This is a genomic window from Novosphingobium sp. (assembly GCF_049240505.1).
GTDB lineage: Bacteria > Pseudomonadota > Alphaproteobacteria > Sphingomonadales > Sphingomonadaceae > Novosphingobium.
This window is the reverse complement of the sequence record NZ_JBMLSM010000173.1, coordinates 25,980-49,931: the sequence shown is the minus strand read 5'-3', so window position 1 is coordinate 49,931 and position 23,952 is coordinate 25,980. Positions and strand designations below refer to the sequence as shown.

Sequence of the window (23,952 nt, the reverse complement as noted above, 5' to 3'; positions counted from 1 at the left end):
GACCGCAATTCGTCGAGGATCCCATGACCGACCTGAAGGGCCTGTTCTACCCGCGCACTCCTACCGGCAAGGCCAGCATCGTGCCGCCCGTGCCGTGGCACTATTCGGGCGAACTGATTACACTGGAATACCGCACCGACCCGGCGAAAGTTGCAGCGCTTTTGCCCGAGGGCTTCGATCTGGCCGATGAAGATCCCGGTGCCGTCGCCGCGATCTGGGCAGACTGGCAATCGACCGGAGAAGACCCTGCACAACTGCTCGATCCCATCCGCGTGCAGTACAAGGAGATGTTCATCGTCGTCCGCTGCAAGTTCCAGGGCAAGACGTATTCGCGCTGTGTCTACATCTGGGTGGACAAGGAATTTGCCATGCTGCGCGGCCAGCACCAGGGATATCCGAAGAAACTGGGTTCGATCCACATGAGCCGCCCGGTCTATGTCGGGAAGGCCGGGCCACGCCTTGCGTCCGGCGGCACCTTCGGGGTGACACTGGCAGCGTTCGACCGCCGCCTTGCCGATGGGCGCTTCACCATCACCGAACCTTGTGAAAAGCCCGGCTTCGTCAACGGTCATCCGATGGCGCACAACCGCTGGATGCCAGCGATTGAAACGGACGGCACGCAGAGCCTGAATGAAGTCGTCACCATGTCGAGCTTTGACGTGGATTTCGGCCGTTGCTTCAAGGGTGACTTCGATCTGGCCTATTTCGACAGCCCGGTGGAAGAACTGCTCGACATCACACCGCAGGAAAAGATCGCCGGTTACTGGCACGAGGTCGGCGTTTCGTGGAAAGCAGGGACGACGCTGTTCCGCAACAACCTGTAAAACGCCATCTGCGCGCAACAGGCGCGCAGTTCTTGCAGGGAACCATGTCTCCCAGCACTCGTTCAGGCGGGTGAAGAGGACGACATATGCTTGGCAAGATCATTTCTGCAGTTGTTGGCAAGAAGATTGCCGAACGGACCCCCGGCATGAGCGAGGGTAGCGGCGCGCTTATGGGCGTTGTCGCCGCCACCGCCATGCGTCGCATGGGGCCGATGGGTATGGCGGCGGCTGCCGCCGGAACGTGGCTCGTATCGCGCCACTTCAAGAAGAAGCAGGCGCGCCAGCGGCACCTGCCATATTGATTCACGCCTGACGGCAGGCCGCTCGTTCCAGAAGGGACGGGCGGCTTCGCTGCAGGTGAAACCCGGAACTAAAATCAAACGACCCGCGTGCCGGGCGGAACCTGTGTTCTGCCTGCGCGCTGGCTTGCGCGTGCGCAACATGAAGGAAGCTGACGATGGCTAAGACACCCCCAGCGAAGTCCGAAAGCTCAAACCCTGTGACCCCCGCGCTCGAAAACGGGCTGGCAGACCATCAGCCCGGCAGTGGGAACGCCGCATACGAAACCACCAACGGCAATGCCGGTGAAACCAAGCAGAACGCAGGCGCGAAAGCCGATGACGCAGCATTCCTGACCGACAACTTCGGTCATCGCCTCTCTGACAACCAGAACAGCCTGAAGGCGGGCGAGCGTGGCCCGACGCTGCTGGAAGACTTCATCCTGCGGGAGAAGATTTTCCACTTCGATCACGAACGTATTCCCGAACGCATCGTCCACGCGCGCGGCTCTGGCGCGCACGGCGTGTTCGAAGTGACGAAGGCCATTCCCGAACTCACCAAGGCTGGCCTGTTTCAGAAAAAGGGCACAACCTGCCCCGTCTTCGTGCGTTTCTCCACCGTCGCAGGCGGGGCAGGGTCAGTCGACACGCCGCGCGACGTGCGCGGGTTTGCGGTCAAGTTCTACACCGATGATGGCAACTGGGATCTGGTGGGCAACAACATCCCGGTGTTCTTCATTCAGGATGCGATGAAGTTCCCCGATCTGGTCCATTCGGTAAAGATGGAAGCCGATCGCGGCTATCCGCAGGCGGCGAGCGCACACGATACGTTTTGGGATTTCGTTGGCCTGATGCCGGAAACCCTGCACATGATCATGTGGGCGATGAGCGACCGCGCCATTCCCCGCACGTTGCGGATGATGGAAGGCTTCGGCGTCCACACCTTCCGCTTCGTCAATGCTGCGGGTGAGGGCAAGTTCGTGAAGTTCCACTGGAAGCCGGTTCTCGGCATGGAATCGCTGATCTGGGACGAAGCGGTCAAGATCGCCGGGGCGGACCCCGATTTCCACCGGCGCGATCTGTTCGAAAGCATCGACGCCGGAACCTTCCCCGCGTGGGACTTGGGTGTTCAGGTGTTTGACGAGGATTTTGCCGCCAGCCAGCCTTACGATGTGCTGGACGCCACCAAGCTCATCCCCGAAGAGGACGTGCCGGTTGAGATCGTCGGTCGCATGACGCTGAACCGCAACGTCGACAACTTCTTTGCCGAGACGGAGCAGGTCGCCTTCCTCCCCAGCAACGTCATCCCCGGCATCGATTTCTCGAACGACCCACTGCTGCAAGGCCGCCTGTTCTCCTATCTCGACACGCAGAAGTCGCGCCTCGGCACCACCAACTTCCACCAGATCCCGATCAATGCTCCCAAGTGCCCGTTCCACAACATGCAGCGCGATGGGTTGATGCAGACGCTGGTTCCCACCGGCCGCGCGAACTACGAACCGAACTCCTTGGACGAAGCGGGCGAAGACAGCGGCCCGCGCGCCTGCCCGGAAACCGGCTTCACCTCGTTCCGCGAAAATGGCGAGCGTAACGATCCGACCGAGAAGGTGCGGGTGAGGGCGGAACTCTTTGCCGATCACTACAGCCAGGCCGCGCTGTTCTTCCATTCGCAGACGGAAAGCGAGCAGGCGCACATCGCCTCGGCGCTGGTGTTCGAACTGTCGAAAGTATCGCTCGAACATGTCCGCACGCGCGTGCTGTCGCGCCTGCGCAACGTGGACGAGGAACTGGCTCAGCGCGTTGCCGATGGGCTGGCGATGGACCTGCCCGAAAAGGCTCCTGCGGCACGCGAACCGGTGAAGATGAAGCCGTCCGATGCCCTGTCGATCCAGAAGCAGGCGAAGAAGACCTTCGAAGGCCGCAAGGTCGGCATTCTCTTTGCCGAAGGATCGGACAAGGCAACGATTGACGAATTGAAGGCGGGCGTGGAGGCCGAAGGCGGCAGCGTCTTCCTCGTCGCGCCCAAAGTCGGCGGCATCCCGGTGAAGGGCGGCACGCTCAAGGCCGATGGCCAACTAGATGGTTCGCCATCAATCATGTTCGATGCGGTCGCTTCGGTGCTGATGCCCGATGCGGCGCAGAAACTCTCGCAGCAGGGCGCAGCGGTGCAGTGGTTCATGGACGCCTATGGCCATTGTAAAACCATTGCTCACTGCAAGGGCACCCAGATCATTCTCGACAAGGCTGGCGTCGAAAGGGACGAAGGCGTCGTGCCCAACGACCAGCTTCTCAGCGTCGGCCCTGTGCGTCACTTCGCGCGCGAGCCGAAAATCCGCAACCTCGCCTGAAGGAGCGCAGAAAATGGCTACCAAGGCAAAGCAAGAAACCCCGGCAGCAGCAAAATCGAAGGCCATCGCAAAGGCCAAGGCGATTGCGCCCGATGTGCCGGTCCGCATCGGCCAGACCCCGGAAACCGATTTGCGGGGTCTTCCCGATGTGTTCGGTCGGCTGATCGAGGATCACGACCGCCACCGCGCTTTGCTGTCCATGATCGAGGCAACCGATGGCAAGAGCGAAGACCGCGCTACCCTGTTCGAAGAACTGGTCTACGAACTGAAAGCCCACGCCGCCGCCGAAGAGCAGGCGCTGTGGTCCACCGTCCTGCGCAATCCCGAAACCACCGAGTTCGCGCGCCACGCCGTTGCCGAGCACAAGGACATCGACAAGATGCTCGATGATCTGACCGCGCGCGACATGGCCACGAAAAAGTGGATGGAACGCTTCGCCGACCTGAAGCACGAATACCTGCACCACATCCGCGAGGAAGAGCAGGAGCAGTTCGTCGAAAGCGAGAAGATCCTGTCAGACGCCGACCGCAAATACATGCGCACCGTGTTCGAACGCCGGAAGAAGGAAGAGAAGGCCGCCGCCGAACTCAAGCCGAAGCTGAAGATCAACGATATCGCGTAATCGCGCAGGCCTGATTGCGGAGGGCGGAGGACTATTCTTCCGCCTCTCCCGCATCGCCCATGCGGAACTCGTTCCACATGCCGTTGATGATCCCGAACGCCACGGCAAGGCCAAGGCCCAGAACCCAGGTAAAATACCACATCTGCCTTGCTCCTCAGTAAAAGTCGGGGCTGTTCTGGATTTCACGCATGGTCAGCCGCCCGAACAGCACCTTCATGGCCCACGCGGTATAGGCCAGCACCAGCGGCAGCATCACCACCGTCACCAGCAGCATGATCCACAGCGTGAGATGGCTGGACGAAGCGTTCCACACCGTCAGGCTCGATCCCGGATCGATGGAACTCGGCAGGATGAACGGGAACATCGACAGGCCCACCGTCGAAATGATCCCCACCGTCGCCAGCGACGATCCACCGAAGTTGAGCAGATGGTTCCGCCCGCGAATGCCCACGAGTGCCAGCACCGGCCCGGCCAGCCCCAGTAGCGGCGCAAGCAGCGTCCACGGCTGCGCGGCATAATTGGTCAGCCAAGCGCCCGATGCGGCAACGGCCTCTGCATAATGCGGGTTCGATGGCCCTGCGGTATCGACAAGGCTTGCCAATCGGAAGCCCATGCCCGCCTGCGCCACCATCACGCCGCCCAGCGTAAACAGCGCAACCGATGCCATAGCCGCAACACTGCCAATCCGCCGCGCCCGGTCCAGCACCGGCCCATCCTCGATCTTCATCGCTAGCCAGCCCGCACCGTGCAGCACCAGCATCGCCACCGACAGCAGACCGCTCAACAGGGCAAAGGGTGTGAACAGGCCCAGCAGCGTCCCTTCATAGAAGCTGCGCAGATCGCCATCCAGACGGAACGGCACGCCCAGCAGCACGTTGCCCACCGCCACGCCGAACACCAGCGCGGGCACAACGCCCGAAACAAATAGCGCCATGTCCCACCGGCTGCGCCATGCGGCGTCGGAATGCTTCGAGCGATACTTGAACGCCACCGGCCGCAGGATCAGCGCCGCCAGCACCAGAAACATCGCGATGTAAAAGCCCGAAAAGCTCACCGCATAGACGAAAGGCCAGGCCGCAAATATCGCCCCGCCGCCAAGGATCAGCCACACCTGATGGCCTTCCCAATGCGCTGCGACGGAATTGATCACCAGCCGCCGCTCGGCATCGTCCTTGGCCACAAAGGGCAGGAGCGTGGCCACGCCAAGGTCATAGCCATCGGTCAGCGCAAAGCCGATCAGCAGCACGCCCATCAATGCCCACCAGATGATCCGCAGCGTTTCATAGTCGAGAGGAATACCCATCGTCCTCGCTCCTTATTCGGCGGGAAGCGGCGCAAAGCCACCGCCCAAGGACGTTTCGTCTTTTGCTTCCGGCGCATGTTCCACCGGTCCCTTGCGAATGGCGGACAGCATCAGCCGCACCTCGATCACCGCAAGCACCGAATAGAGCGCGGTGAACCCCGCAATCGTCGCCCACACTTGCCCCACGGTCAGCGACGAAGCGCCAAGGAACGTCGGCAGCACGCCTTCCACCGCCCACGGCTGACGCCCGATTTCGGCCAGCAGCCAGCCGAACTCGATGGCCACCCACGGCAGCGGGATCATCGCTACCGCCAGTTTCAGGAACCACCGCTTCTCGAAATGGCAGGTGGATGAGCAATAGAACGCCAGTGCGAAGAAACCGATGAACGCGAAACCCAGCCCGGCCATCAGACGGAACAGCCAGAACATCACCGGCACGTTGGGGATCGTATCGCGCGCGGCCATCAGGATCTGTGCGTCGGTCGCCTTGCGTGGATCGTCGATATGGCGCTTGAGCAGCATGGCATAGCCAAGATGCGCCCTGTTCCGCTCGAACGCTTCGCGCGCGGCCAGGTCGGTGCGGTTGGCTTTCAGCTTTTCCAGCGCGTCATAGGCCAGAATGCCGGCGCGAATCCGCTCGTCCGCTTTCAGCACCAGATCGTTGATGCCCATCACTTCGCCCGAAAGGCTGCGGGTCGAGATCAGCCCCAGCACATAGGGGATCTTCACTTCATAAGCGGTCGTTTCGGTTTCAAGGTTCGGAATGCCGAAAATCGAAAGCCCCGCAGGCGCAGGTTCAGTGTGCCACATCGCCTCGATCGCGGCGAGTTTCATCTTCTGGTTATCGGTCAGAGCATAGCCCGATTCATCGCCCAGCACGACGACCGAGAGGCTTGAGGCAAGGCCAAAGGCAGAGGCGACCATCATCGATCGCTTGGCAAAGCCTACCCATTTGCCCTTCAGCAGATACCAAGCCGAAACGCCCAGCACGAAGACCGAAGCGCAGACATATCCCGCGCTGACGGTGTGGACGAACTTGGCCTGCGCCACCGGGTTGAACAGCACCGCGGCGAAATCGGTCACTTCCATGCGCATCGTATCGGGATTGAAGTTCGCGCCCACCGGGTTCTGCATCCACCCGTTGGCGATCAGGATCCACAGCGCCGAAAGATTGCTGCCCAGCGCCACGCAGAAGGTCACGGCCAGATGTCCGACGCGCGAAAGCCGGTCCCAGCCGAAGAACATCAGCCCCACCATCGTCGCTTCAAGGAAGAACGCCATCAGCCCTTCGACGGCCAGCGGCGCGCCGAAAATGTCACCGACATAGTGCGAATAGTAGGACCAGTTGGTCCCGAATTCGAACTCCATCGTAAGGCCCGTGGCCACGCCCAGCACGAAGTTGATGCCGAACAACTTGCCCCAGAAGCGTGTGATCTGCCGCCAGATCGGGCGGCCAGTCATCACATAGACGCTTTCCATGATGACCAACAGGAACGAAAGTCCAAGCGTCAGCGGTACGAACAGGAAGTGGTACATCGCGGTCAGCGCAAACTGAAACCGCGAAAGTTCGACTACGGCCATATCCATCACGAAAGTCCCTCTGGATCGTGAAGCATCAGAAAACGTGCCCCCGAAAGGCCCGACTCGACTTGGCCCGCCATCTATCACATTTCACAATATCAGAAAACGGTAATATAAACTTGCAGTCGACTGTCTTCACGCGCCATAAGCCCGCCAAGACATGGCTGATCCTGCTTCCACATTCCTGAAAACCCCATCGCATCAGGTGCGTGTGGCGGCCTTGTGGTGGAGTGCGGATGTGTTCGGCGCGGCGCTGTTTGCGGGTGCGCTGGCGTTCTGGCTGGGCAGTGCTGTCGGTATGCGCACGCCATTGGCAGGCACGATTGCACTCGTCGCGCTGGCGTTCAGCGGAGCGCTACGGGGTATTGCTCAGGCGCGCGGAGCCTTGCGGGGGCAGGTGAATGCCAATGTCACCAAACAGTTGTCGCGCGCGCGCCTCTTTGCCGCGTTTCTGCCCACAAGCTATCGCCGTGGTAGCCTTCCCGGTGAAGATATCCGCGCGGTCATCGATGATGTGGAAGTCCTTGATGGCTATGTTGGCCGGTTTGCGCCGATCCGAACGGCAGCGGTGATCTCCCCGCTCGCCTGCGCTGCGCTTGCCGCGCTCGCAAGTTGGGTGGCCGCCGCAATCATGCTGTCAACGCTGCTGCCATTCGCCTTCGGTATGGTTCTCGCGGGCAGCGCGGCGCGGGTTGAAGCAGAGCGCCAGCATCGCGCGCTTTCCCGCATGACCGGCCTGTTCGTGGATCGCGCCCGCACGCTGCCCATCATCGTCAGCTTCGGCGCAGAGGATCGCATCACCCGCCAGATCGCCGATGCCGCGCAGGACGTGGCCACGCGCACCCTGCGCGTGCTGCGCATCGCTTTCGTATCCAGCGCCGTGCTCGAATTTTTCGCAGCGCTCTCGGTCGCATTGGTCGCGGTCTATTGCGGGTTCTCGCTGCTGGGCATTCTGCCATTCCCTGCGCCTGAGCGGCTGGACCTGACGCGCGCGTTCTTCGTCCTCGCCCTTGCGCCAGAATTCTACCTCGGAATGCGCCGCATGGCCGCTGCCTATCACGAAAAGCAGCAGGGTGAAGCCGCGATGGCCACCGTGCAGCCCGAACTCGCGCGGGCGGAGGCGATGCTCGATGAGGCGCGCCCCACCGCCACCGCGCCCCAAGGCTGGACGATCGAAAACCTGCTCGTCCGCTATGATGATGGGGCCACCATCGGCCCGTTCAGCGCGGCTTGGCCGCAAACTGGGCTTCATGCCATCACCGGCGCCACCGGTTCGGGCAAGTCCTCGCTGCTTCATGCGCTGGTCGGTATGGTGCCGGTCGCCTCGGGAAAATTGCTGGCCGCTGGTCTGGAAACGGCCCCCGGCGCACTCAATCCGCATATCGGCTGGAGCGGACAGCGCCCCTTGCTCCTGCCCGGCACGCTTGAGGAAAACCTGCTGCTCGGCAGTGCGGACGGCACGGACTGGCGCGTTCTTGCGCGCAGGCTGGGCCTTGACGCCTTGCTCGATACACGCGGCGGCGATCTGGCAATCGATCCGGTCGGCTCGGGCCTTTCAGGCGGAGAACGCCGCCGCATTGGCCTTGCGCGCGCGATCCTGTCAGGCCGTCCGATCCTGCTGCTTGATGAACCCACTGCCGATCTAGATGCGGTAACCGCGCAGCGCCTGGTGGAGGTGCTTATAGCCATCGCGCAAACCCGCCTTGTCATCGTTGCCACGCATGATCCGCAGCTGCTTGCCGCCGCGCAATCCACGCTGTCTTGCTCATGAATGGCATTCTTCCCATCGCGCAGATTGCAAGGCGCAGAGCGGGTTTTGCCGCCAGCCTTGCCGCTGCCCTTGCAGCGCTGGCGGGCGTCGGCCTGCTCGCCATATCGGGCTGGTTCCTTACCGGCGCAGCGCTGGCCGGGGCGGGCGGAGTGGTGGCCGTGCAGGCTTTCAACTACCTGCTCCCCAGCGCAGGCATTCGCGGCCTTGCCATCACACGCACGCTGGCGCGCTACTTCGAACGGTTGCTCGGCCACCGCGATGCCCTGCACGGACTGGCAGACCTGCGCCCCCGCCTGTTCGCGCGCCTCGCAGCGGCGGACGTGGCCGAAATGGCGCAACGGGGCGGCGGGGTGATTGCGGCGCATCTCGGCTCCGATGTGGAAGCGCTGGAAGATCTGGCCATCCGTCGCGTTTCCGCCGTATCTGCCATCGCAGGCGCGCTGGCCGGGCTGGGCGCGGCGATGCTGGCTGGCCCTGCGTCCGCAGCGGTTCTTGCTGCAGGTCTTGCCACCAGCAGTATCGCCACTCGCCTGGCGGCCCCGCGCCTGCTGGCACAACCGTGGCGGGATCATGGTGCAGCGCTTGAGCGCCTGAAAAGCCTCTATGGCGAATATGCCGGGGCCAGCGTGGAAATCGCCCTATTCGATCAGACGGACCGCGTGGCCGCATTGCTCGCAAAACAGGCCGCGCGGCTGGATCACGCACGTCTCGCCATCGTCCGCGCGGAAGGTGCGCTGCAAACGCTGCAACTGACCACCGCCTCCATCACCGTGGCCGCCATGTTGGGCACGAGCAGCGCCGCTCTGCCGTTGCAGGCGCTCGCCGCACTGGCAGGAGCTGCCGCGTTCGAAGCGCTCGGCGGCCTCGGTCACTCCTTCCTGCAACGCGCGCGTGTCGATGCGGCGCTCGCGCGGCTCGAAGCGATTGCCGCGCTGCCAGAGCGGCCCGGAAGCGATTCCACCTTGCCGGCCTGCCCAGCCATCGCTCTCGGCGTCGGCGCTGCGGCGGTGCACGTTCCGGCAGGCGGGCGTGTGCGGATCACCGGACCATCCGGCAGCGGGAAGACGCGCTTGGCGATGACACTCGCCGGTATGCGCCGCGATGCGCCAGAAACCGCGCTGGTCGATGGGATGCCTGCGGCCAGCCTCGGCATCGAAGTCCTGCGCCGGGTCTTCGCCATTTCCGCACAGGACGCGCAGTTGCTCGCGGGCACAGTCGCCGACAATCTGCGTCTGGCGCGGCCCGGTGTGACCGAGGCGGAAATGTGGGCGGCGCTCGAAGTCGCCTGCCTTGCCGATACGGTGCACGCCCTGCCTGCCGGACTGGACACATGGCTTGGCGCGGATGGTGCGCGGCTATCGGGTGGTCAGCGCAAGCGCTTGTCACTCGCCCGCGCGCTGCTGGCGGGCAGGCCCTGGCTGGTGCTGGACGAACCGAGCGAAGGCCTTGACCTGCAAACAGAAAAGCAGATGGCGCAGGCGCTTGACATATGGCTGCGCGAAACTGGCACCGGTCTGGTGCTGGTAAACCATCGCCCCGGCCTGAACGGACTGGCGGAACAGACCTACGCCGTGAACGCCACCCAGTTGCGATAGAGCATGTATGCTGCGACCACCGCAATCAGTCCGGCAAACAGGGTATTGAGCAAACCCTTCGCCCCCGCAAGACGCTTTGCCGCCATTGCGCCAAGGATCGAGCCGACAATCCCGCCCGCGATGAAGGTTCCCGCCAGCGGCAAGTCCAACAGGCCCGAAACCGCATAGTTTGCGGCGGTCGTAAGCCCGAAGGCAGCGACGGCAATCAACGAGGTGCCGATAGCACGGTAGATCGGCATGGCGGTGGACGCCACGAGTGCAGGGACGATCAGGAAGCCGCCGCCGATGCCGAAGAAGCCCGACAGGATGCCGGTTCCGATGCCGAACAGCACCACCTTCGGCAGATTGTCGCGGTTGCACTGCACGCCTTCGATCCCGGCATCGCCGCGCCCGCGATACATCAAGGCTGACACGAGGATCATCAGCAAGGCAAAGAGAAACAACAGTTTTTCGCCGTCGAACGCCTTGCCCAGCGTCGATCCGCCCAATGCGCCCATCACGCCTGCGAGCGCGAACGAACCACCGCAACGCCAGTTCACGTTCCGAGTCCGCGCATGGTTGAACAGGCCCGCCAGCGCATTGGCAGCAACCGCCAGCGCGCTGGTGCCGATGGCGAGGTGGGGGCTTTTAACGCCGACTACATGGACCATGAGCGGGACGGCAAGGATCGATCCTCCACCGCCGACGAGGCCCAGCGTGAAACCGATCAGAACGCCGCTGACGCTGCCAAGCAAATACTGGATTTCGCTGTACATTTGCGGACCTTCGGTGAGGTTCAGGAACGCCCAGGTGCAGCTAGGTGCATCTAGGTGCATCTAGGTGCACTTCAGAGAACGTTGATCGGAAGCTTCAGATAGCGCGTTCCATTGCCTTCGGGTTCAGGCAGATGCCCGGCGCGGATGTTGATCTGTATCGATGGCAAAATCAGGCGCGGCATTCCCAAAGTGGCGTCCCGCGCCTCGCGCATCTTCACAAAATCATCCTCGGCCACATCACCGTGAACGTGGACATTGCCGGTGCGCTCTGCCCCGATGGTGGTTTCCCAAACGAAGGTATCGCGGTTCGGCGCCTTGTAATCATGGCAGAGGAACACGCGCGTTTCGTCGGGCAATTGCATCAGGCGGCGGATCGAGCGGAACAGCGTGCGCGCATCGCCGCCGGGGAAATCGGCGCGGGCGGTGCCATAGTCCGGCATGAACAGCGTATCGCCAACAAACACCGCATCGCCAATGACATAGGCCATGCAGGCAGGCGTGTGGCCGGGCACGTGCAGCGCCACGGCGGGAATGCTGCCCAGCGCGAAAGATTCGCCGTCCTGCATCAGCCGGTCGAACTGCGACCCATCGCGGGCAAAGCTGTCCGGCTCGTTGAAAATCGTGCCGAACACGCCCTGTACGGTCAGGATATCGCGCCCGATCACGATCTTCCCGCCCAGATGCTGCTGCAGATAGGGCGCATCCGAAAGATGATCCGCATGGGCGTGGGTTTCCAGCAGCCAGTCGATACTCAGCCCTTCAGCTCGGACATAGGCGATCACTGCATCAGCCGAAGCGTGGGTGATCCGGCCCGAAGGCTGATCAAAATCCGCAACGGAATCAATGATTGCGGCGCGTTTCGTGGCGGGATCGTGCACGACATGGGTGGCCGTGAAGGTCGGCTCGTCAAAAAACGTGCGGACGACCGGCATGGTGCCCAAAGCGACGGTTTCCGTCACTTGTGCAATGGCTTGGCGGAGTGCGGTGTCAGTCATCGCTCGATAGTCCTTTCAGACTGGCGTCATTTGAAGACATTGCCGGTGCGGATGCCCAGTTTCTTGAAGGCCATTGCTGCCGGGCAGAAGCCGGTAAAACCAGCGACGAGCAGGCTGAGGCCGGCCAAACCAGTGAGCAGGAGGAACCCTGGGTTGACCCAGTAGGCAAGCGCAGCACTGGCCAGCACGACCAGTCCGGCAAAGCGAAATACGGCGGATTCGACCGTCATTTGAGTGTCTCCTGTACGAGGCGTCAATACTCGATAATAGATTATGATTGACGTATATAATGTTTTTATGATATTAGCAATACATAATGTTAAGCCCGTCCATTCGCCTGCAATCCAGCAAGGCAGATCGGGAAGAAAGGTGGATCAGATGGTTTTTGGCTTTGGCAAAAACAGCGCACCCAAGCACAAGGAAGTGACCGCGCAGGAACTCCACAATCTGTTGCAGGCGGGGCAGGCGCTGGTGGTGGATGTGCGCGAGGTCAATGAGTTTGCGGAAGGGCATATCCCCGGCGCAGTGAACATGCCGCTGTCCACCTTCCAGCCTTCGCAACTGCCTGAGGGCGGTGCGAAGACGCTGGTGCTCAATTGCCTTGGCGGCAAACGCTCGGGCATGGCGCTGGACAAATGCAACACTGTTCAGGCCGCAGTCGATACGCACCTGGCAGGCGGCTTTGGCGCTTGGCAATCGGCCGGTCTGCCGGTCGAACTCTGACGGTTCTCGTCATCCCGGCCATCAACGTGGTATTGCGTGATTGCGACCGTCCGCTTACGGAACTTCGACCATGAAGCCGACCGATCTTTCCGAATTGAAAAGCAATGCCAACCGTATGGCCGGGCGTCTGCGTCTGATGAGCCATCCCGAGCGGCTGCTGATGATGTGCCGGATGGACGAGGGTGAGGTTTCGGTGACGGAACTGGTCGAACTGACCGGGCTTTCGCAATCGGCGGTATCGCAGCACCTTGCACTGCTGCGCGAGGAAGGCGTGGTGACGATCCGGGGCGAAGCGCAGACGCGCTACTACAGCCTGAAAGACCCGATCGTGCGCGGCATCATCCATGCGATGTGCGAGCTTTGCGCTGAACATGGCATCGACGGGACTGTTGCTGCCAAGGCTTGAAGGTTAACCCGCGCGCAGCGTGGGGAAAAGGCAGCCTGTATCGATTTCATCCAGCGTGCGGCACCCGGTCAGCGCCATTGCCAGTTCGAATTCGGCCTGCAACACCCGCAGCGCATGGGCGACGCCCAGCGCGCCTGCGGTGGCAAGGGCGTGGAGGATCGGGCGCCCGACCAGAACGGCGCTTGCGCCCAGTGCCAGCGCGCGCAGAACATCGGTTCCGCGCCGCACGCCGCCGTCGATCAGCACGGGAACCTGTCGGTCAACGCAACCGGCAATAGCAGGAAGCAAGTCTATTGCCGCAGGCACACCGTCGAGCGTGCGTCCGCCGTGATTGGACACGATCAGCCCATCGACGCCGCAATCAAGCGCGCGGCGTGCGTCTTCAGGATCGACGATGCCTTTGAGCAGAATCGGCAGGCGAGTCAGGCTGCGCAGCCACGAAATGTCCTGCCAATCGGGCACGCTTTCCAGCAGCGGAGTGCCAAACAGGAGCGCACCTTCGGGACCGGGCGCGAGGCTGCACATTCCTTCGAGATTTACCGCGTGAATATGTGGCGGCAGGGCAAAGCCCGCTCGCGCTTCGGCATTGCGCACGCCATTGACCGGGGCGTCTACGGTCAGGACGAGTGCGCGATATCCTGCTGCTTCTGCGCGCGCGACAAGGCTTTCGGTAAAAGCACCGTCGGGCTGGATATAGAGCTGGAACCACGGCGCACCGGGCGCGGCGCTGGCGATATGTTCGATCGGCTGGCCCGCCTGCGTGCTGACGACCAGCGTGGTTCCGGTAGCCGCAGCGGCCAGCGCAGTGGCTGCTTCGCCATCGGGGTGGACAAGGCCGTGGAACGCCATCGGCGCGATGAGGATCGGTGCGGCCATATCACAGCCGAACAGGGTGAGGGCGGTGGACGCGCCCTTCATCGGACGCAGCACGCGCGTGCGCAACGGCAGGCGCGTGAAGGCCGCCACGTTCTCGCGCAGGGTCCATTCATCGCCTGCGCCGCCGTTGATATAGGCCCATGCACCCGGCTCGACCCGTTCGCGCGCGTAGCCCTCGTAATCGCCAAGCGCGGCGATCTGCGGCGGAATTTGCGTGAGTTGAGGCAGGAGCGCAGTCATAGCATTGCGCGCAGTGCAGGGCTGAGCCACTCGGCCCCGGATCGCAGCAAGATGCGCGCGGCCAGATCATGGCGGATGGCCAGCATCTGCGCGTCTGGCAATTCCACGACGCTGAGTGCGGTTGCCCAGGCATCGGCTTCCATGCAGCGCCGGTGGATCACGCTGACGGCGGTGGTAGCATGAATGGCAGGGCGTCCGCTGCGCGGATCGAGCGTATGGGCACCGCGCAGGTAATCGCCAGATGTGGCAACGGAAAGCTGATGCAGCGCCACGCGCAACGGAGGCAATTCCAGCCCCGGCGGGCTTTCTAGATCGACCCACCACGGATCGCCATCGGGGCGCATCCCGCGTCCGGCGCATTCGCCGCCGATGTTCACAAGCGCGTGGCCAAGGCCAAGATCGCCCAACAGGTCTGCCACGGCATCTGCGGCATAGCCCTTGGCAATGCCCGAAAGATCGAGCCACACGCCGCCGAGCTGGTGGAGCATGGCAGTTTCCGATGCGAAGGCCAGCTTGTGCCACCCGGACAGGCGCAGCGCTTCGTTAATGGCGCTGTCGTTAGGCGCGTCCTGTACAGGTTTCGGGCCAAGGCCCCACAGATCAGTCAACCGGCCTTGTGCAGGATCGAATGCGCCATCGCTATGGCGGGCAATGTCGAGCGCGCAGGCCATGACCGTGGCGAAATCGGTTGGGAGCGCGGCTGCGCTGCCTGCAGGTGCGCGGTTGTATCGGGAAAGATCGGAATCCGCTTCCCAATGACTCATTTCGCGCACGATACCGTCGAGCCGCACCTGTATTCGGGCTTGCAGGTCGTCGGCAGCAAGATTGGCCTTGGCGGGCAGGGCGGCCTGCACCTGCCATGTGGTGCCCATTGTCTCGCCAGCAAACGCGCAAAGCGGCGCTGCGGGATCGAATCCCCGCAGCGCCGCAGCATCGATATCGGCTGGCACCGCAATGCGCGGTGCCGGGGCCATATCTATCACGGAGCGAGCACTTCCAGCGTGGCGGTGTAGCTCATGCGGCGTTTGGCAGCCTTGGCGTTGGATGGCTTTTCATCCGTTACGCTGGCGTTGAGCCAGTAGAAGCCTGCGCCCGCCCAGTTCACGGTCACGAGGCCTTGTGCATCGGTTTTGAGCTTCTGCGTCTGGTCGCTTTCGCGATAGCGGCGGCCACCGGGGATCACTTCGACTTCAAGCCCTGCAGCGGGCTTGCCATCGACGAGGAAGCGGAACTGGCCCGGTTCGTTCGAGACGAGATCGGTGGGCAGGGTGACGGGCACGAATTCAAGGCCCTTGCCGGTGGGCTTCAGCAGGGTGTCGTTCGGCTCACCGGCGCTGATGAAAAATTCGTTGCGCCCGACCGTTTCGGTGAGGTTGAGGTCGGTTGCGCCAGCGGGAATTTCATCGACGGTGGCGACGATGTGGCTGGGGTCGATCTGGGGGCGTCCACCCGGAGCGCCACCGGGGCCACCAGCGCCGGGACCACCAGCACCGGGAGCGCCAGCAGGCGCGCCGGGAGGCGGTATCATGGCCTGACCGGCAGGGGCACCGCCGGGAACTGAGCCTGCGGGCGCTCCCGGTGCCGGGGCCGGACCGCGGCGACGACCGACCATCCACGGTTCGCCATTCACCTTGAACGTGCCGCCGATGCCGTTGCTTTCCATGCCGATGCGCCACGTGCCGGGCTTGTCGATCTTCACGTCGAACGTGGAACGATAGCGTCCGCGCGATGCGTTCTCGACCTTGCCCATCGAGCCATCGGGTGCCCAGACCTTGACGTTTTCAGCCGGAAGCGGCTGATGGTTGGGTTCGAACGGTGCGGTGGATGCGCCCATGTCCACAGTCACGCTCTGCACGGTGTCAGACAGGACGGTGGTGGAGGGCAGGAGCCAGGCGTTGTGCGCTGCGGCTGGGGCAGCAATGCCGGCGACGGCGGCAAGCAGAAGGGACTTGCGGATCATGTCTTTGCCTTTCGGATGAAAATCAGCGGGCGGAAATGACGATGGCGCCCAGTTCGGACTTGCCACTGGCCTTGCCGTTGGCGGCTGGGATGCTGAGCGGAACCGAAACCAGTTCGCGTCCGCCATCTTCGCGCGCCGCCTCTACGTGCAGCGTATAGGCGCCGGGCTTGATGTTCGCGGGGATGGGGATGCGGTGTGATCCGGGCGCACGGGTTGCGCCGCTGACGCCGTTGGCAGGCAGCTTCAGGCTGCGACCGCCCTTGCGCCACCACGTGCGCAGGTCTGCCAGCCATTTGGTGCCGGGTTCATTGCCCACCTTGTCGACATCGTACCATACCGCCAGCGTCCGCGCCGCGCCGCCGCCGACAGGTTCGATCCACGCGGCAAGGTAGGGCACGTGGTATTCCGAAACGGCGATGCGCGGGATCGTGACGGTGATCGTTCCGGCTGAAGCAGCGGTCGGGGCGGCGATCACGCCCGCGGCAAGGATCAGGCTTTTCTTCATAGGGCTTTGTCCAATCTTACGAATTCATGCGTGCATGAAGAACAGGATGATGATCAGCGGAATCGCCGTGCCAAGGCCCACAAGCGGCCATGTGGTGGGGCGGTTCTTTGCGTGGAGTTGCAGCAGGAGCAGGCCGGTGAACGTGAACACCACACAGGCGACCGCCAGCACATCGATGAACCAGAACCATGCCGCGCCGGTGTTGCGGCCCTTGTGCAGGTCGTTGAAAAACGAGATCCAGCCGCGATTGGTCTTTTCCGCCTCTACGTTGCCGGTGGCGCGATCAATGCTGACCCAGGCATCACGGCCCGGCCCGGGCACGGCGACATAGACTTCCGCGTCCGACCATTCTGCCGCAACGCCATGCGCCTTTACCCCGACAAGGCGCTGCACGTCGTCAGCGACGGGGGCCGGGAGCGGCTTGGCATCGGTGGCGGCGGCAGTGGCAGGGCCTGCTTCAAGCGCTTTTAGAGAAGGGGAAGCCAGTTGTGCCTGCGCGGTTTCCACCTTCGGTTCGCCGCCGATGGTGGCGGCATGGTTCAGCGTGAGGCCGGTGACCGAAAACACGAACATCGCGGTGAGCGAGACGGCAGCACTGATCCAGTGCCACGCGTGAAGCTGCTTGAGCCAGAACTGGCGCGATGACTTTGCCTTGCGGCGCGCTGCCTTTGCAGCAGGAGTCAGCGCCGGAGTGGCGCGATCGCGCGGCGCTGCGGCACGCGGCGTTTCATCCGCGCGGCTTTCCGCATCCGTTCGCTCCATCACGTCCAAGTCGTGGCCTCCCGGCGTAGTATGTGCCCCAATCGATGCGCGGCGTATCCCCTTAATGCGAACGATGCGCAAGAGCGAAATATGCATTAAATTGTCGCGATGCGCGAAAGTCCCAGAAAATATGGGTTTTCGCTCATCCCTGTCAGCCATGACCGATCTTGAACATAAAATATGAATGAAGTTTCCCGCCTTTCGTTGACAATGCGAGTGACTCGCAATAGCGGCGCTTTCACAGATCGAAACAATCCATTCACGATCGGGGGAATACATGACCAAATCGAGATCAGTGCCGTCATTCCTGGCGCTTAGCTGCGTAGGGGCGATGACCTTTACGGGGCCGGCGCAGGCGCAGGAGGCGAGCGAGGGGCAGCGCCTTGGCGGCGTGACCGTGACCGATACCGCGATCGAGGAGCAGCAGATCAAGGTCGATCGTGCAGCTTCGCCCAAGTACACCGCGCCGCTGCTCGATACGCCGCAGACGATCACGGTGATCTCGTCCAAGTCTATGCAGCAACAAAACCTGCTGACGCTGCGCGACGTGCTTCAGACAGTGCCGGGCATCACGTTTGGCGCGGGCGAGGGCGGCTTCGGCTATGGTGATCGCATCATCCTGCGCGGTCAGGATGCCAAGAACGATGTGACCATCGATGGTGTGCGCAGCGGCGCTTTCCAGAACCGCAATGAAACCTACAACATCGAACAGATCGAAGTGTCGAACGGCGCCAATTCGGTGTTCAATGGCGGCGGTTCGGTAGCGGGCAATATCAACCTCGTTACCAAGAAGCCGCTTGCCAATGACCAGAGCGTGATCAGCGCTGCCGTGGGCACCGATAACTATTATCGCGCCACGGTGGACATCAACCGTCGCGTGTCAGACCTTATCGCAGTGCGCCTGAACGCGGTCTATCATGAGAATGACGTGCCTGGCCGCGATGTGGAATTCTACAAGCGCTGGGGCGTGGCGCCTTCGATCACGATTGGCGTGGACAGCCCGACCAACCTGACGCTGCAGTATGAACACCTCGACGACAAGGCCATGCCGCAATACGGCTTGCGCTATTACGCAAACCTTGGCGGCTTTCTGTCGGACTTCGATCGCAGCGGTTACTACGGCTTCGCCAATCTCGATAAGCAAAACTCGAAAACCAACGCGGTTCAGGCGATCTTTTCGCATGAGTTGGGCGAGGGCGTTAGCATCCGTAACCTGACGCGGTATGAACATATTGCTCAGGACACGGTGACCAGCCAGCCCACTGGCACATTCTGCCTTGCCTCCACAGGGCTGCAGCCCGGTACTTTTGCAGTGCCTTCGGTCGAAGCTGCCTGCCCGGCAACAGTTCCCGCAGGCTATTACCTGCCCACAGGCGGGCGTGGCGTGCAGCGCTTCATCAACAACAGCACGTTCTACGATCAGCTTGATCTCACGGCGAAGTTCTCGACCGGCGGCATCGAGCACTCGCTGGTCATCGGTGGATCGGCGCTGTGGGAGGATTTTGACCAGACGCAGGGCAACCTGCCGCGCAATGCAGATGGCACGACGCCAACCTTCGCGCTGGTCAACATCGCGAACCCCGGCGAAGTGGTGCAGGGCCCTGCCGGTTTCACCTATGGCAGCAATGTCTACACCGGCCCGGTCAACTTCATCCAGAGCGGTGTGAACAGGGGGAAACGCCGCGCGATTTCGGCCTATGCGTTCGATACGATGAAGTTCGGCGAGATGTTCGAGCTGAACGGCGGCGTGCGATATGAAAACGTGCGTGGTTCGAACCGCACGGTTTCCTACACCACGACCGGCGCTACCCTTGGCCAGATCAGCGGCACGACGGGGCCGTTCGAGAGCGAGAACAATCTGTTCTCCTATCGCATCGGTGCCGTGTTCAAGCCGACGCCGAACACCAGCCTTTATGTGGCGACCGGCACGTCGAAGAACCCGTCGCAAACCGCAGTGGATGGTTCGTGCGCCGTTGCCACCTGCAACCTCGCGCCTGAAACCACCAAGAATTATGAAGTGGGCGCAAAGGCCGATCTCTTTGACAAGAAGCTGCTGGTAACGCTGGCGTGGTTCCGCAACGAACGTGACAGCATTCGCGTGCCGTCGGGCGATCCGACGGTTGTCGAACAGCGGCTGGACGGTAATCAGCGCGTGCAGGGCATTTCGTTCGGTGCATCAGGCAATATCACCGAAAACTGGACGATTTCCGCCAACTACATGTATCTGGATGCCAAGATCCAGCAGGGCGTATCGGACTTCTGCCTTGCCAATCCAGGCACGGCCTGCGGCACATCCGCGGCATTTCCAGACCCAACTGGCGGCACGCAACTGACCAATACGCCCGAACATTCGGGCAGCCTGTTCACCACCTACCGCTTCGGCTTCGGGTTGGAACTGGGCTACGGCGTGACCTATCAGGGCAAATTCCTGCTGAACTCGCCCACGCTGGCGCTGCTGACTGCGGGAACATATGTGCCCTATTACGTCCCCAGCTACACCATCCATCGTTTCATGGCGTCATACCCCATCACCGACCGCCTGATGGCGCAGGTGAACGTGCAGAACTTCACCAACGAGAAGTACGTCACCACGGTGCGGAATGCCTTGGGCGGTAGCTGGGCGCAGCCCGCGCCGACGCGCTCTGCGGTGTTCAGCCTGAACTACAGCTTCTGATCGGAAGCACCACGGTTTCAGGCCGCCTTGCTCCGGCGGGGCGGCCTGAAGCATTTTTGATCTCGATCATTTCAAATAATGCGAATCTGTTGCAAAAGATTTCTTGCATTTGATAGCGATTCGCAGTTGGAGTGCGGCATGTTCCTTGAACGAGACAACTTCGTGATTGCGGACGAGCAGAGCGAGTTCGCCGCATATCCTCCTCGCAGTTCGCCTGCGCCAGTTGCTTTGGCCGAAGCCGCCTATGCCCCATCCGGCGGGCGTTACGGCGAAGGGCGCAAGAGCAACTTGTCCGGCGTGGCCTTGGCCGTCGCGGTTCATCTGGCAATTGTGCCGGTGTTGCTGGGGCTGGGATACCAAGCCGTGGCGAAGCACGAGGACCGTTTCGTTGCGGTGAACCTGACGCCGCCACCGCCGCCGCCGCCAGCATCCACACCGGACAAGCCGCAGCAGCAGAAACTCGAAACGCGGATCACGCCGCCGCCGGTGCCACTGATCGTTCCGGTCTCGCAGCCCATGCAGGTTGCGGTTGCCGATCCCATGCCTGTGTCGCAACCGGTGGCTGTATCCGCGCCGCCAGCGCCGCCCGCACCCCCGGCACCGCCAGCGCTTCCATCAACGGTCAGTTCGGACTCGCTTGGAACGCGGATGGTTTCGGGCGCACCGCCGCGCTATCCGGTCGAAAGCCGCCGCAAGAAAGAACAAGGCACGGTCGAACTCCTGCTTGTTCTGGGCATTGATGGCGCGGTCGAGGCGATTTCAGTCGTCAGGAGCAGCGGCTTTGCCCGGCTGGATGACGCCGCGCTTTCCGCCGTTCGCCGCTGGCGCTGGCAGCCCACGTCTCGCAATGGTGCGCCGGTGAAGGTCAAAGGCGTGGTGGAAATTCCCTTCGTTCTGCAATCGGCCTGACGAAAACCAATGCTGCTGCCCATTCCCGCCCTGTTGCGGCCTGAAGCGGTTGCCGCCCTTCGCGCGCTGATCGATGCCGCCGATTGGGAAGATGGCAATGTTACCAGTGGCCATCAGGCGCGGCTGGTGAAACACAACCTGCAATTGCCCGAAGACAGTGAAGCCGCGCGGGAGGCAGGAAAGATCGTTCTGGCAGCGCTTTCGGCCAATCCGCTGTTCATCGCTGCCGCGCTGCCGCTGCGTATCTATCCGCCGATGTTCAACAGTTATGCGGGTGGGCAGACCTATGGCCTTCACGTTGACAATGCGATGCGTCTGCGGGCGGGCACGGATTGGCGCGTCCGCTGCGATCTGTCGATGACCGTCTTCCTTGAAGACCCGGCGGACTATGATGGCGGCGAACTGACCATAGAAACGCGCTTTGGTGCGCAAGCGGTGAAGCTGGCGGCGGGGGATGCCGTGCTTTATCCTTCGTCGTCATTGCACATGGTGCAGCCGGTAACGCGCGGACGGCGGGTGGCGAGCTTTTTCTGGATACAGTCGATGGTGCGCGATGATTCCGCGCGCGATACGCTGTTCGAACTGGATCAATCGATCCAGACCCTTGCGGCGCAGGTGGGGCAGGGCGATCCGGCGATTGTTCGCCTGACCGGTGTCTACCACAATCTCCTGCGCCAGTGGGCCGAGGCCTGAATTTCAGCGCTTCTTGGCGGCAATAGCCTCAATCTCGATCAGGAACTGCGGGGCGGCGAGCGCTGCGACCTGAAAGGTTGAACGCGCGACGGTGCCGGGGTTTTCAGGCGTCTTGAAAAACAGTTTGAAGCCTTCGTTCGCGCCGGCAAAATCCATCTTGCCGAGCTGGGGATCAGCCGCAACGAACAGTGTCAGCTTGATGACGTCGGCCATCGTGTAACCGCGCGCTTCAAGGATCGTCCTGATCCTGTTCAGCACGCTGATCGTTTGGGTTTTCGTATCGCCATAGTCGGCGATCGTGGAGCCGGGCTTTGCGGGATCGAGTGGGGCTGCAAGCTGGCCAGACAGGAAGATCATGTCGGTCCCGGCTTTTACGTCTGCGGCTTCAAGGATCAGCGCGTTGGGGTTTGACTGGATCTTGGTCACTTGCGCATTGGCGGTGGCTGGTAGCGCGGCGGTGAAAAGGCAGGCCGCCAGCGAGGCGAGCCACGCCGCAGTGCGTGTATGGTTGTGGGTAAAATGCGGGCTGGGAGACATGCAACACTCCTGATGGACACCAGCTTACTGCCCCGGCGAAGCGCACGGTGCAGCAAAATCTGCCAGCACAGTAGGAGCGCGTTGTCTTGCGCTCGAATCCTTTGTTGGCGGATGCAGGTGTTGGCAGATGCAGGCGGTTCAGCTGAGGTGGTGCGCCAGCAGTTGCAGGATTGCGGAGTAATAGTCCTGATCGAGCGTTTCGGGCTGTGCGCCGCCCAGCGTGCGGGCCACCACGGCTTTCCCACCTGCAGACAGGCCGTAGGGTGCTGTTTCGCCCGTCTGCACGTCAATCCACGCCGGGATTTGCGCGCCGCTGGTGGACAGGCTGCGCCACCATGCGGCTACGGTATCGGCCACGGCCATTCGGCGGCCTGCACTTGCATAGAGCGGCACGCGGATCGCATCAAAGCCGAAGCGGGGAGGCTTGTCACTGGCGGGTGATAGCTTGCCGTCGGGGGCGATTTCGAACCAATCGACCGGGAGTGACAGGTTGCCGAACCGCGCGGCGGTGAGCAGCTTTATGCCATCGTCCGTAACCGGCGCCCAAACCGCCTCGCCATCAAGGGCGGCAAAGGCATCGAGCGCGGACCAGATGTAGTAAGAGGGATTTACGACGGTGCGATGCGCGTCGGCAAAGCCTTGAAGCCCCGGCAGCAGTACCAGATGGCCAGAGCGCTCAATCACAAGGCGGCTGCGGATCGCGCTGCGGATTTCGGCCGATTGGCGGCCGTAATCAGGCAGCTTCCAGGCCTGCGCGGCGCGGGCCAATGCCCAGGCGATCAGGATATCGCCATCGGTTGCGTTATTACGATCCGCCACGGCCACGGCATCGCGCGGATCATACTTCCATGCGTGGAGCGCCATGTCATCGCGGCGTAGTGTTTCGGCGGTCCATCGGGCAAGCGAATCAAAGGTTTCGCGGTCGTTGTTGAGGCTTGCCAGCAACATTCCATAGCCCTGGCCCTCGCTGTGGCTGATGTTGCCGTTTCCGTTGTCGATCACGCGTCCGGCAGGTGTGATGAAGCGTTCGCGGAAGGCGGGCCAGAAGCCTTGCCGCACTTTGGCGTTGCCGCTTGGCACTTTGGCGCAGGCGGCGGTCAGCACGGCGATGCCGCCGAGAATGACATCGCGGCGATCGAAACGCAGGGGATCAAACTCCATGACGCAGTTCGATTGTCCGTTCATGCCAGATGGCGGAAGTCTGAACGCCGGGGGCGCTGCCCAGTGCGCGGAAGCACGCATCGAAGGTGCCACGCAGGAGTTCGAGGAGGAAAGGGCGGGCGGCGGGAGAGAGAACCTCAGGGCGCAAAAGGCCCGGATCATGTTCCACCACCAGCGCCGTTTCATCGGCGTGCAAACGGCACTCGCCAAGGTCCAGATCGCTCCAGAGGCGGTTCAGGTGCATCTCAAGGTCGTTCAGACCGGCAACCTGATCAAGGCGCACACGCGCGGCAAGACGCTGCCCCAAAGCAAAGCCGAACCCCGCGATCTGCTGGGGCGAGGCGGCATCGGCCAGTTCGGCAACGACATCGGACAGGATCAGCGGAACGCCGGGCGAGCGGGTGCTGCCAAAGGCTTCGCGCAGGGGCATCTGG

Annotated in this window: 25 protein-coding genes; 11 read left to right on the top strand and 14 right to left on the bottom strand. The window is 62.5% G+C overall.

What is annotated here, in order from left to right:
* Positions 1-23: 23 nt before the first annotated feature.
* The 4 genes from ACOVQ0_RS14050 to ACOVQ0_RS14035 all read left to right on the top strand — a co-directional run bounded on the left by ACOVQ0_RS14050 (position 24) and on the right by ACOVQ0_RS14035 (position 4,072).
* Entirely contained in the window at positions 24-824 is an 801-nt protein-coding gene (locus tag ACOVQ0_RS14050) for an acetoacetate decarboxylase family protein (protein WP_421885557.1), read from the top strand.
* Positions 825-910: 86 nt separating this feature from the next.
* Positions 911-1,126 (top strand): hypothetical protein, encoded by a 216-nt coding sequence (locus ACOVQ0_RS14045; protein WP_421885554.1) that lies wholly within the window; start codon positions 911-913, stop codon positions 1,124-1,126.
* Between the two features lie 155 nt (positions 1,127-1,281).
* Positions 1,282-3,450: a catalase gene (locus ACOVQ0_RS14040; protein WP_421885551.1), complete on the top strand. Its 2,169-nt coding sequence runs from the start codon at positions 1,282-1,284 to the stop codon at positions 3,448-3,450.
* Positions 3,451-3,463: 13 nt separating this feature from the next.
* A complete protein-coding gene (locus tag ACOVQ0_RS14035; protein WP_421885548.1) occupies positions 3,464-4,072 on the top strand; it encodes a hemerythrin domain-containing protein in 609 nt (202 codons plus the stop codon).
* A gap of 31 nt (positions 4,073-4,103) precedes the next feature.
* On the opposite strand, the gene cydX is transcribed toward ACOVQ0_RS14035, so the two are convergent.
* Genes cydX through ACOVQ0_RS14020 form a run of 3 tightly spaced genes read right to left on the bottom strand, consistent with a single transcriptional unit; the run spans position 4,104 to position 6,962 of the window.
* Positions 4,104-4,214: a cytochrome bd-I oxidase subunit CydX gene (gene cydX, locus ACOVQ0_RS14030; protein ID WP_421885545.1), complete on the bottom strand. Its 111-nt coding sequence runs from the start codon at positions 4,212-4,214 to the stop codon at positions 4,104-4,106.
* A gap of 12 nt (positions 4,215-4,226) precedes the next feature.
* Positions 4,227-5,375, bottom strand: coding sequence for a cytochrome d ubiquinol oxidase subunit II (gene cydB / locus ACOVQ0_RS14025; RefSeq protein WP_421885542.1), 1,149 nt, complete (start codon positions 5,373-5,375; stop codon positions 4,227-4,229).
* A gap of 12 nt (positions 5,376-5,387) precedes the next feature.
* Positions 5,388-6,962, bottom strand: a complete 1,575-nt coding sequence (locus ACOVQ0_RS14020) for a cytochrome ubiquinol oxidase subunit I (protein WP_421885539.1) — start codon at positions 6,960-6,962, stop codon at positions 5,388-5,390.
* Positions 6,963-7,116: 154 nt separating this feature from the next.
* Between ACOVQ0_RS14020 and ACOVQ0_RS14015 the strand changes: the two genes are divergently transcribed.
* Together ACOVQ0_RS14015 and ACOVQ0_RS14010 are read left to right on the top strand one after the other, a co-directional pair.
* Positions 7,117-8,727, top strand: a complete 1,611-nt coding sequence (locus tag ACOVQ0_RS14015) for an ATP-binding cassette domain-containing protein (RefSeq protein ID WP_421885537.1) — start codon at positions 7,117-7,119, stop codon at positions 8,725-8,727.
* Entirely contained in the window at positions 8,724-10,322 is a 1,599-nt protein-coding gene (locus tag ACOVQ0_RS14010) for an ATP-binding cassette domain-containing protein (protein WP_421885534.1), read from the top strand. Before ACOVQ0_RS14015 ends, ACOVQ0_RS14010 begins: the two co-directional genes overlap by 4 nt.
* Here the strand turns inward: ACOVQ0_RS14010 and ACOVQ0_RS14005 are convergent.
* The 3 genes from ACOVQ0_RS14005 to ACOVQ0_RS13995 all read right to left on the bottom strand — a co-directional run bounded on the left by ACOVQ0_RS14005 (position 10,292) and on the right by ACOVQ0_RS13995 (position 12,302).
* Positions 10,292-11,077, bottom strand: a complete 786-nt coding sequence (locus ACOVQ0_RS14005) for a sulfite exporter TauE/SafE family protein (protein ID WP_421885648.1) — start codon at positions 11,075-11,077, stop codon at positions 10,292-10,294. The genes ACOVQ0_RS14010 and ACOVQ0_RS14005 overlap by 31 nt on opposite strands.
* A gap of 71 nt (positions 11,078-11,148) precedes the next feature.
* Positions 11,149-12,072 (bottom strand): MBL fold metallo-hydrolase, encoded by a 924-nt coding sequence (locus tag ACOVQ0_RS14000; RefSeq protein ID WP_421885531.1) that lies wholly within the window; start codon positions 12,070-12,072, stop codon positions 11,149-11,151.
* A 26-nt stretch (positions 12,073-12,098) separates the two neighbouring features.
* A complete protein-coding gene (locus ACOVQ0_RS13995; protein ID WP_421885528.1) occupies positions 12,099-12,302 on the bottom strand; it encodes a YgaP family membrane protein in 204 nt (67 codons plus the stop codon).
* Between the two features lie 148 nt (positions 12,303-12,450).
* Between ACOVQ0_RS13995 and ACOVQ0_RS13990 the strand changes: the two genes are divergently transcribed.
* Together ACOVQ0_RS13990 and ACOVQ0_RS13985 are read left to right on the top strand one after the other, a co-directional pair.
* Positions 12,451-12,795: a rhodanese-like domain-containing protein gene (locus tag ACOVQ0_RS13990; protein ID WP_421885646.1), complete on the top strand. Its 345-nt coding sequence runs from the start codon at positions 12,451-12,453 to the stop codon at positions 12,793-12,795.
* A 70-nt stretch (positions 12,796-12,865) separates the two neighbouring features.
* A complete protein-coding gene (locus ACOVQ0_RS13985; protein ID WP_421885525.1) occupies positions 12,866-13,201 on the top strand; it encodes an ArsR/SmtB family transcription factor in 336 nt (111 codons plus the stop codon).
* A 3-nt stretch (positions 13,202-13,204) separates the two neighbouring features.
* On the opposite strand, the gene ACOVQ0_RS13980 is transcribed toward ACOVQ0_RS13985, so the two are convergent.
* From ACOVQ0_RS13980 to ACOVQ0_RS13960, 5 genes are read right to left on the bottom strand one after another with little or no spacing between them, the layout of a single operon-like run.
* Positions 13,205-14,317 carry an alpha-hydroxy acid oxidase gene (locus tag ACOVQ0_RS13980; protein WP_421885523.1) on the bottom strand — a complete coding sequence of 371 codons (1,113 nt, stop codon included), beginning with the start codon at positions 14,315-14,317 and terminating at the stop codon, positions 13,205-13,207.
* The gene (locus ACOVQ0_RS13975) at positions 14,314-15,291 is read right to left on the bottom strand and encodes an FAD:protein FMN transferase (RefSeq protein WP_421885643.1); all 978 of its coding nucleotides are present in this window, start codon (positions 15,289-15,291) and stop codon (positions 14,314-14,316) included. The genes ACOVQ0_RS13980 and ACOVQ0_RS13975 overlap by 4 nt, the downstream gene beginning before the upstream one ends.
* A gap of 5 nt (positions 15,292-15,296) precedes the next feature.
* Complete coding sequence (locus ACOVQ0_RS13970) at positions 15,297-16,277, bottom strand: DUF4198 domain-containing protein (RefSeq protein ID WP_421885520.1); 981 nt, start codon at positions 16,275-16,277, stop codon at positions 15,297-15,299.
* Positions 16,278-16,299: 22 nt separating this feature from the next.
* A complete protein-coding gene (locus ACOVQ0_RS13965) occupies positions 16,300-16,782 on the bottom strand; it encodes a DUF2271 domain-containing protein (protein ID WP_421885518.1) in 483 nt (160 codons plus the stop codon).
* Between the two features lie 24 nt (positions 16,783-16,806).
* Entirely contained in the window at positions 16,807-17,466 is a 660-nt protein-coding gene (locus tag ACOVQ0_RS13960; protein ID WP_421885640.1) for a PepSY-associated TM helix domain-containing protein, read from the bottom strand.
* Positions 17,467-17,821: 355 nt separating this feature from the next.
* Between ACOVQ0_RS13960 and ACOVQ0_RS13955 the strand changes: the two genes are divergently transcribed.
* The 3 genes from ACOVQ0_RS13955 to ACOVQ0_RS13945 all read left to right on the top strand — a co-directional run bounded on the left by ACOVQ0_RS13955 (position 17,822) and on the right by ACOVQ0_RS13945 (position 21,820).
* Entirely contained in the window at positions 17,822-20,218 is a 2,397-nt protein-coding gene (locus ACOVQ0_RS13955) for a TonB-dependent receptor (RefSeq protein WP_421885515.1), read from the top strand.
* Positions 20,219-20,356: 138 nt separating this feature from the next.
* Positions 20,357-21,127 carry an energy transducer TonB gene (locus ACOVQ0_RS13950; RefSeq protein WP_421885512.1) on the top strand — a complete coding sequence of 257 codons (771 nt, stop codon included), beginning with the start codon at positions 20,357-20,359 and terminating at the stop codon, positions 21,125-21,127.
* A gap of 9 nt (positions 21,128-21,136) precedes the next feature.
* Complete coding sequence (locus ACOVQ0_RS13945) at positions 21,137-21,820, top strand: Fe2+-dependent dioxygenase (protein WP_421885509.1); 684 nt, start codon at positions 21,137-21,139, stop codon at positions 21,818-21,820.
* A gap of 3 nt (positions 21,821-21,823) precedes the next feature.
* On the opposite strand, the gene ACOVQ0_RS13940 is transcribed toward ACOVQ0_RS13945, so the two are convergent.
* From ACOVQ0_RS13940 to bcsD, 3 genes are all read right to left on the bottom strand, one after another.
* Complete coding sequence (locus ACOVQ0_RS13940) at positions 21,824-22,357, bottom strand: RidA family protein (protein ID WP_421885507.1); 534 nt, start codon at positions 22,355-22,357, stop codon at positions 21,824-21,826.
* Between the two features lie 138 nt (positions 22,358-22,495).
* On the bottom strand, positions 22,496-23,518 hold the full coding sequence (locus tag ACOVQ0_RS13935; protein ID WP_421885505.1) for a glycosyl hydrolase family 8: 1,023 nt from the start codon (positions 23,516-23,518) through the stop codon (positions 22,496-22,498).
* Positions 23,508-23,948, bottom strand: a complete 441-nt coding sequence (gene bcsD / locus ACOVQ0_RS13930) for a cellulose biosynthesis protein BcsD (RefSeq protein ID WP_421885637.1) — start codon at positions 23,946-23,948, stop codon at positions 23,508-23,510. Before bcsD ends, ACOVQ0_RS13935 begins: the two co-directional genes overlap by 11 nt.
* Positions 23,949-23,952: the final 4 nt, after the last annotated feature.

Coding starts and splice junctions, on each gene's coding strand:
- ACOVQ0_RS13935 (WP_421885505.1), bottom strand. CDS start 23,518: ATGGAGTTTGATCCCCTGCGTTTCGATCGCCGCGATGTCATTCTCGGC.
- ACOVQ0_RS14015 (WP_421885537.1), top strand. CDS start 7,117: ATGGCTGATCCTGCTTCCACATTCCTGAAAACCCCATCGCATCAGGTG.
- cydX (WP_421885545.1), bottom strand. CDS start 4,214: ATGTGGTATTTTACCTGGGTTCTGGGCCTTGGCCTTGCCGTGGCGTTC.
- ACOVQ0_RS13970 (WP_421885520.1), bottom strand. CDS start 16,277: ATGATCCGCAAGTCCCTTCTGCTTGCCGCCGTCGCCGGCATTGCTGCC.
- ACOVQ0_RS14035 (WP_421885548.1), top strand. CDS start 3,464: ATGGCTACCAAGGCAAAGCAAGAAACCCCGGCAGCAGCAAAATCGAAG.
- ACOVQ0_RS14045 (WP_421885554.1), top strand. CDS start 911: ATGCTTGGCAAGATCATTTCTGCAGTTGTTGGCAAGAAGATTGCCGAA.
- ACOVQ0_RS14020 (WP_421885539.1), bottom strand. CDS start 6,962: ATGGATATGGCCGTAGTCGAACTTTCGCGGTTTCAGTTTGCGCTGACC.
- ACOVQ0_RS14040 (WP_421885551.1), top strand. CDS start 1,282: ATGGCTAAGACACCCCCAGCGAAGTCCGAAAGCTCAAACCCTGTGACC.
- bcsD (WP_421885637.1), bottom strand. CDS start 23,948: ATGCCCCTGCGCGAAGCCTTTGGCAGCACCCGCTCGCCCGGCGTTCCG.
- ACOVQ0_RS14000 (WP_421885531.1), bottom strand. CDS start 12,072: ATGACTGACACCGCACTCCGCCAAGCCATTGCACAAGTGACGGAAACC.
- ACOVQ0_RS13940 (WP_421885507.1), bottom strand. CDS start 22,357: ATGTCTCCCAGCCCGCATTTTACCCACAACCATACACGCACTGCGGCG.
- ACOVQ0_RS14010 (WP_421885534.1), top strand. CDS start 8,724: ATGAATGGCATTCTTCCCATCGCGCAGATTGCAAGGCGCAGAGCGGGT.
- ACOVQ0_RS13980 (WP_421885523.1), bottom strand. CDS start 14,317: ATGACTGCGCTCCTGCCTCAACTCACGCAAATTCCGCCGCAGATCGCC.
- ACOVQ0_RS13975 (WP_421885643.1), bottom strand. CDS start 15,291: ATGGCCCCGGCACCGCGCATTGCGGTGCCAGCCGATATCGATGCTGCG.
- ACOVQ0_RS13965 (WP_421885518.1), bottom strand. CDS start 16,782: ATGAAGAAAAGCCTGATCCTTGCCGCGGGCGTGATCGCCGCCCCGACC.
- ACOVQ0_RS13985 (WP_421885525.1), top strand. CDS start 12,866: ATGAAGCCGACCGATCTTTCCGAATTGAAAAGCAATGCCAACCGTATG.
- ACOVQ0_RS14005 (WP_421885648.1), bottom strand. CDS start 11,077: ATGTACAGCGAAATCCAGTATTTGCTTGGCAGCGTCAGCGGCGTTCTG.
- ACOVQ0_RS13995 (WP_421885528.1), bottom strand. CDS start 12,302: ATGACGGTCGAATCCGCCGTATTTCGCTTTGCCGGACTGGTCGTGCTG.
- ACOVQ0_RS13990 (WP_421885646.1), top strand. CDS start 12,451: ATGGTTTTTGGCTTTGGCAAAAACAGCGCACCCAAGCACAAGGAAGTG.
- cydB (WP_421885542.1), bottom strand. CDS start 5,375: ATGGGTATTCCTCTCGACTATGAAACGCTGCGGATCATCTGGTGGGCA.
- ACOVQ0_RS13945 (WP_421885509.1), top strand. CDS start 21,137: ATGCTGCTGCCCATTCCCGCCCTGTTGCGGCCTGAAGCGGTTGCCGCC.
- ACOVQ0_RS14050 (WP_421885557.1), top strand. CDS start 24: ATGACCGACCTGAAGGGCCTGTTCTACCCGCGCACTCCTACCGGCAAG.
- ACOVQ0_RS13950 (WP_421885512.1), top strand. CDS start 20,357: ATGTTCCTTGAACGAGACAACTTCGTGATTGCGGACGAGCAGAGCGAG.
- ACOVQ0_RS13955 (WP_421885515.1), top strand. CDS start 17,822: ATGACCAAATCGAGATCAGTGCCGTCATTCCTGGCGCTTAGCTGCGTA.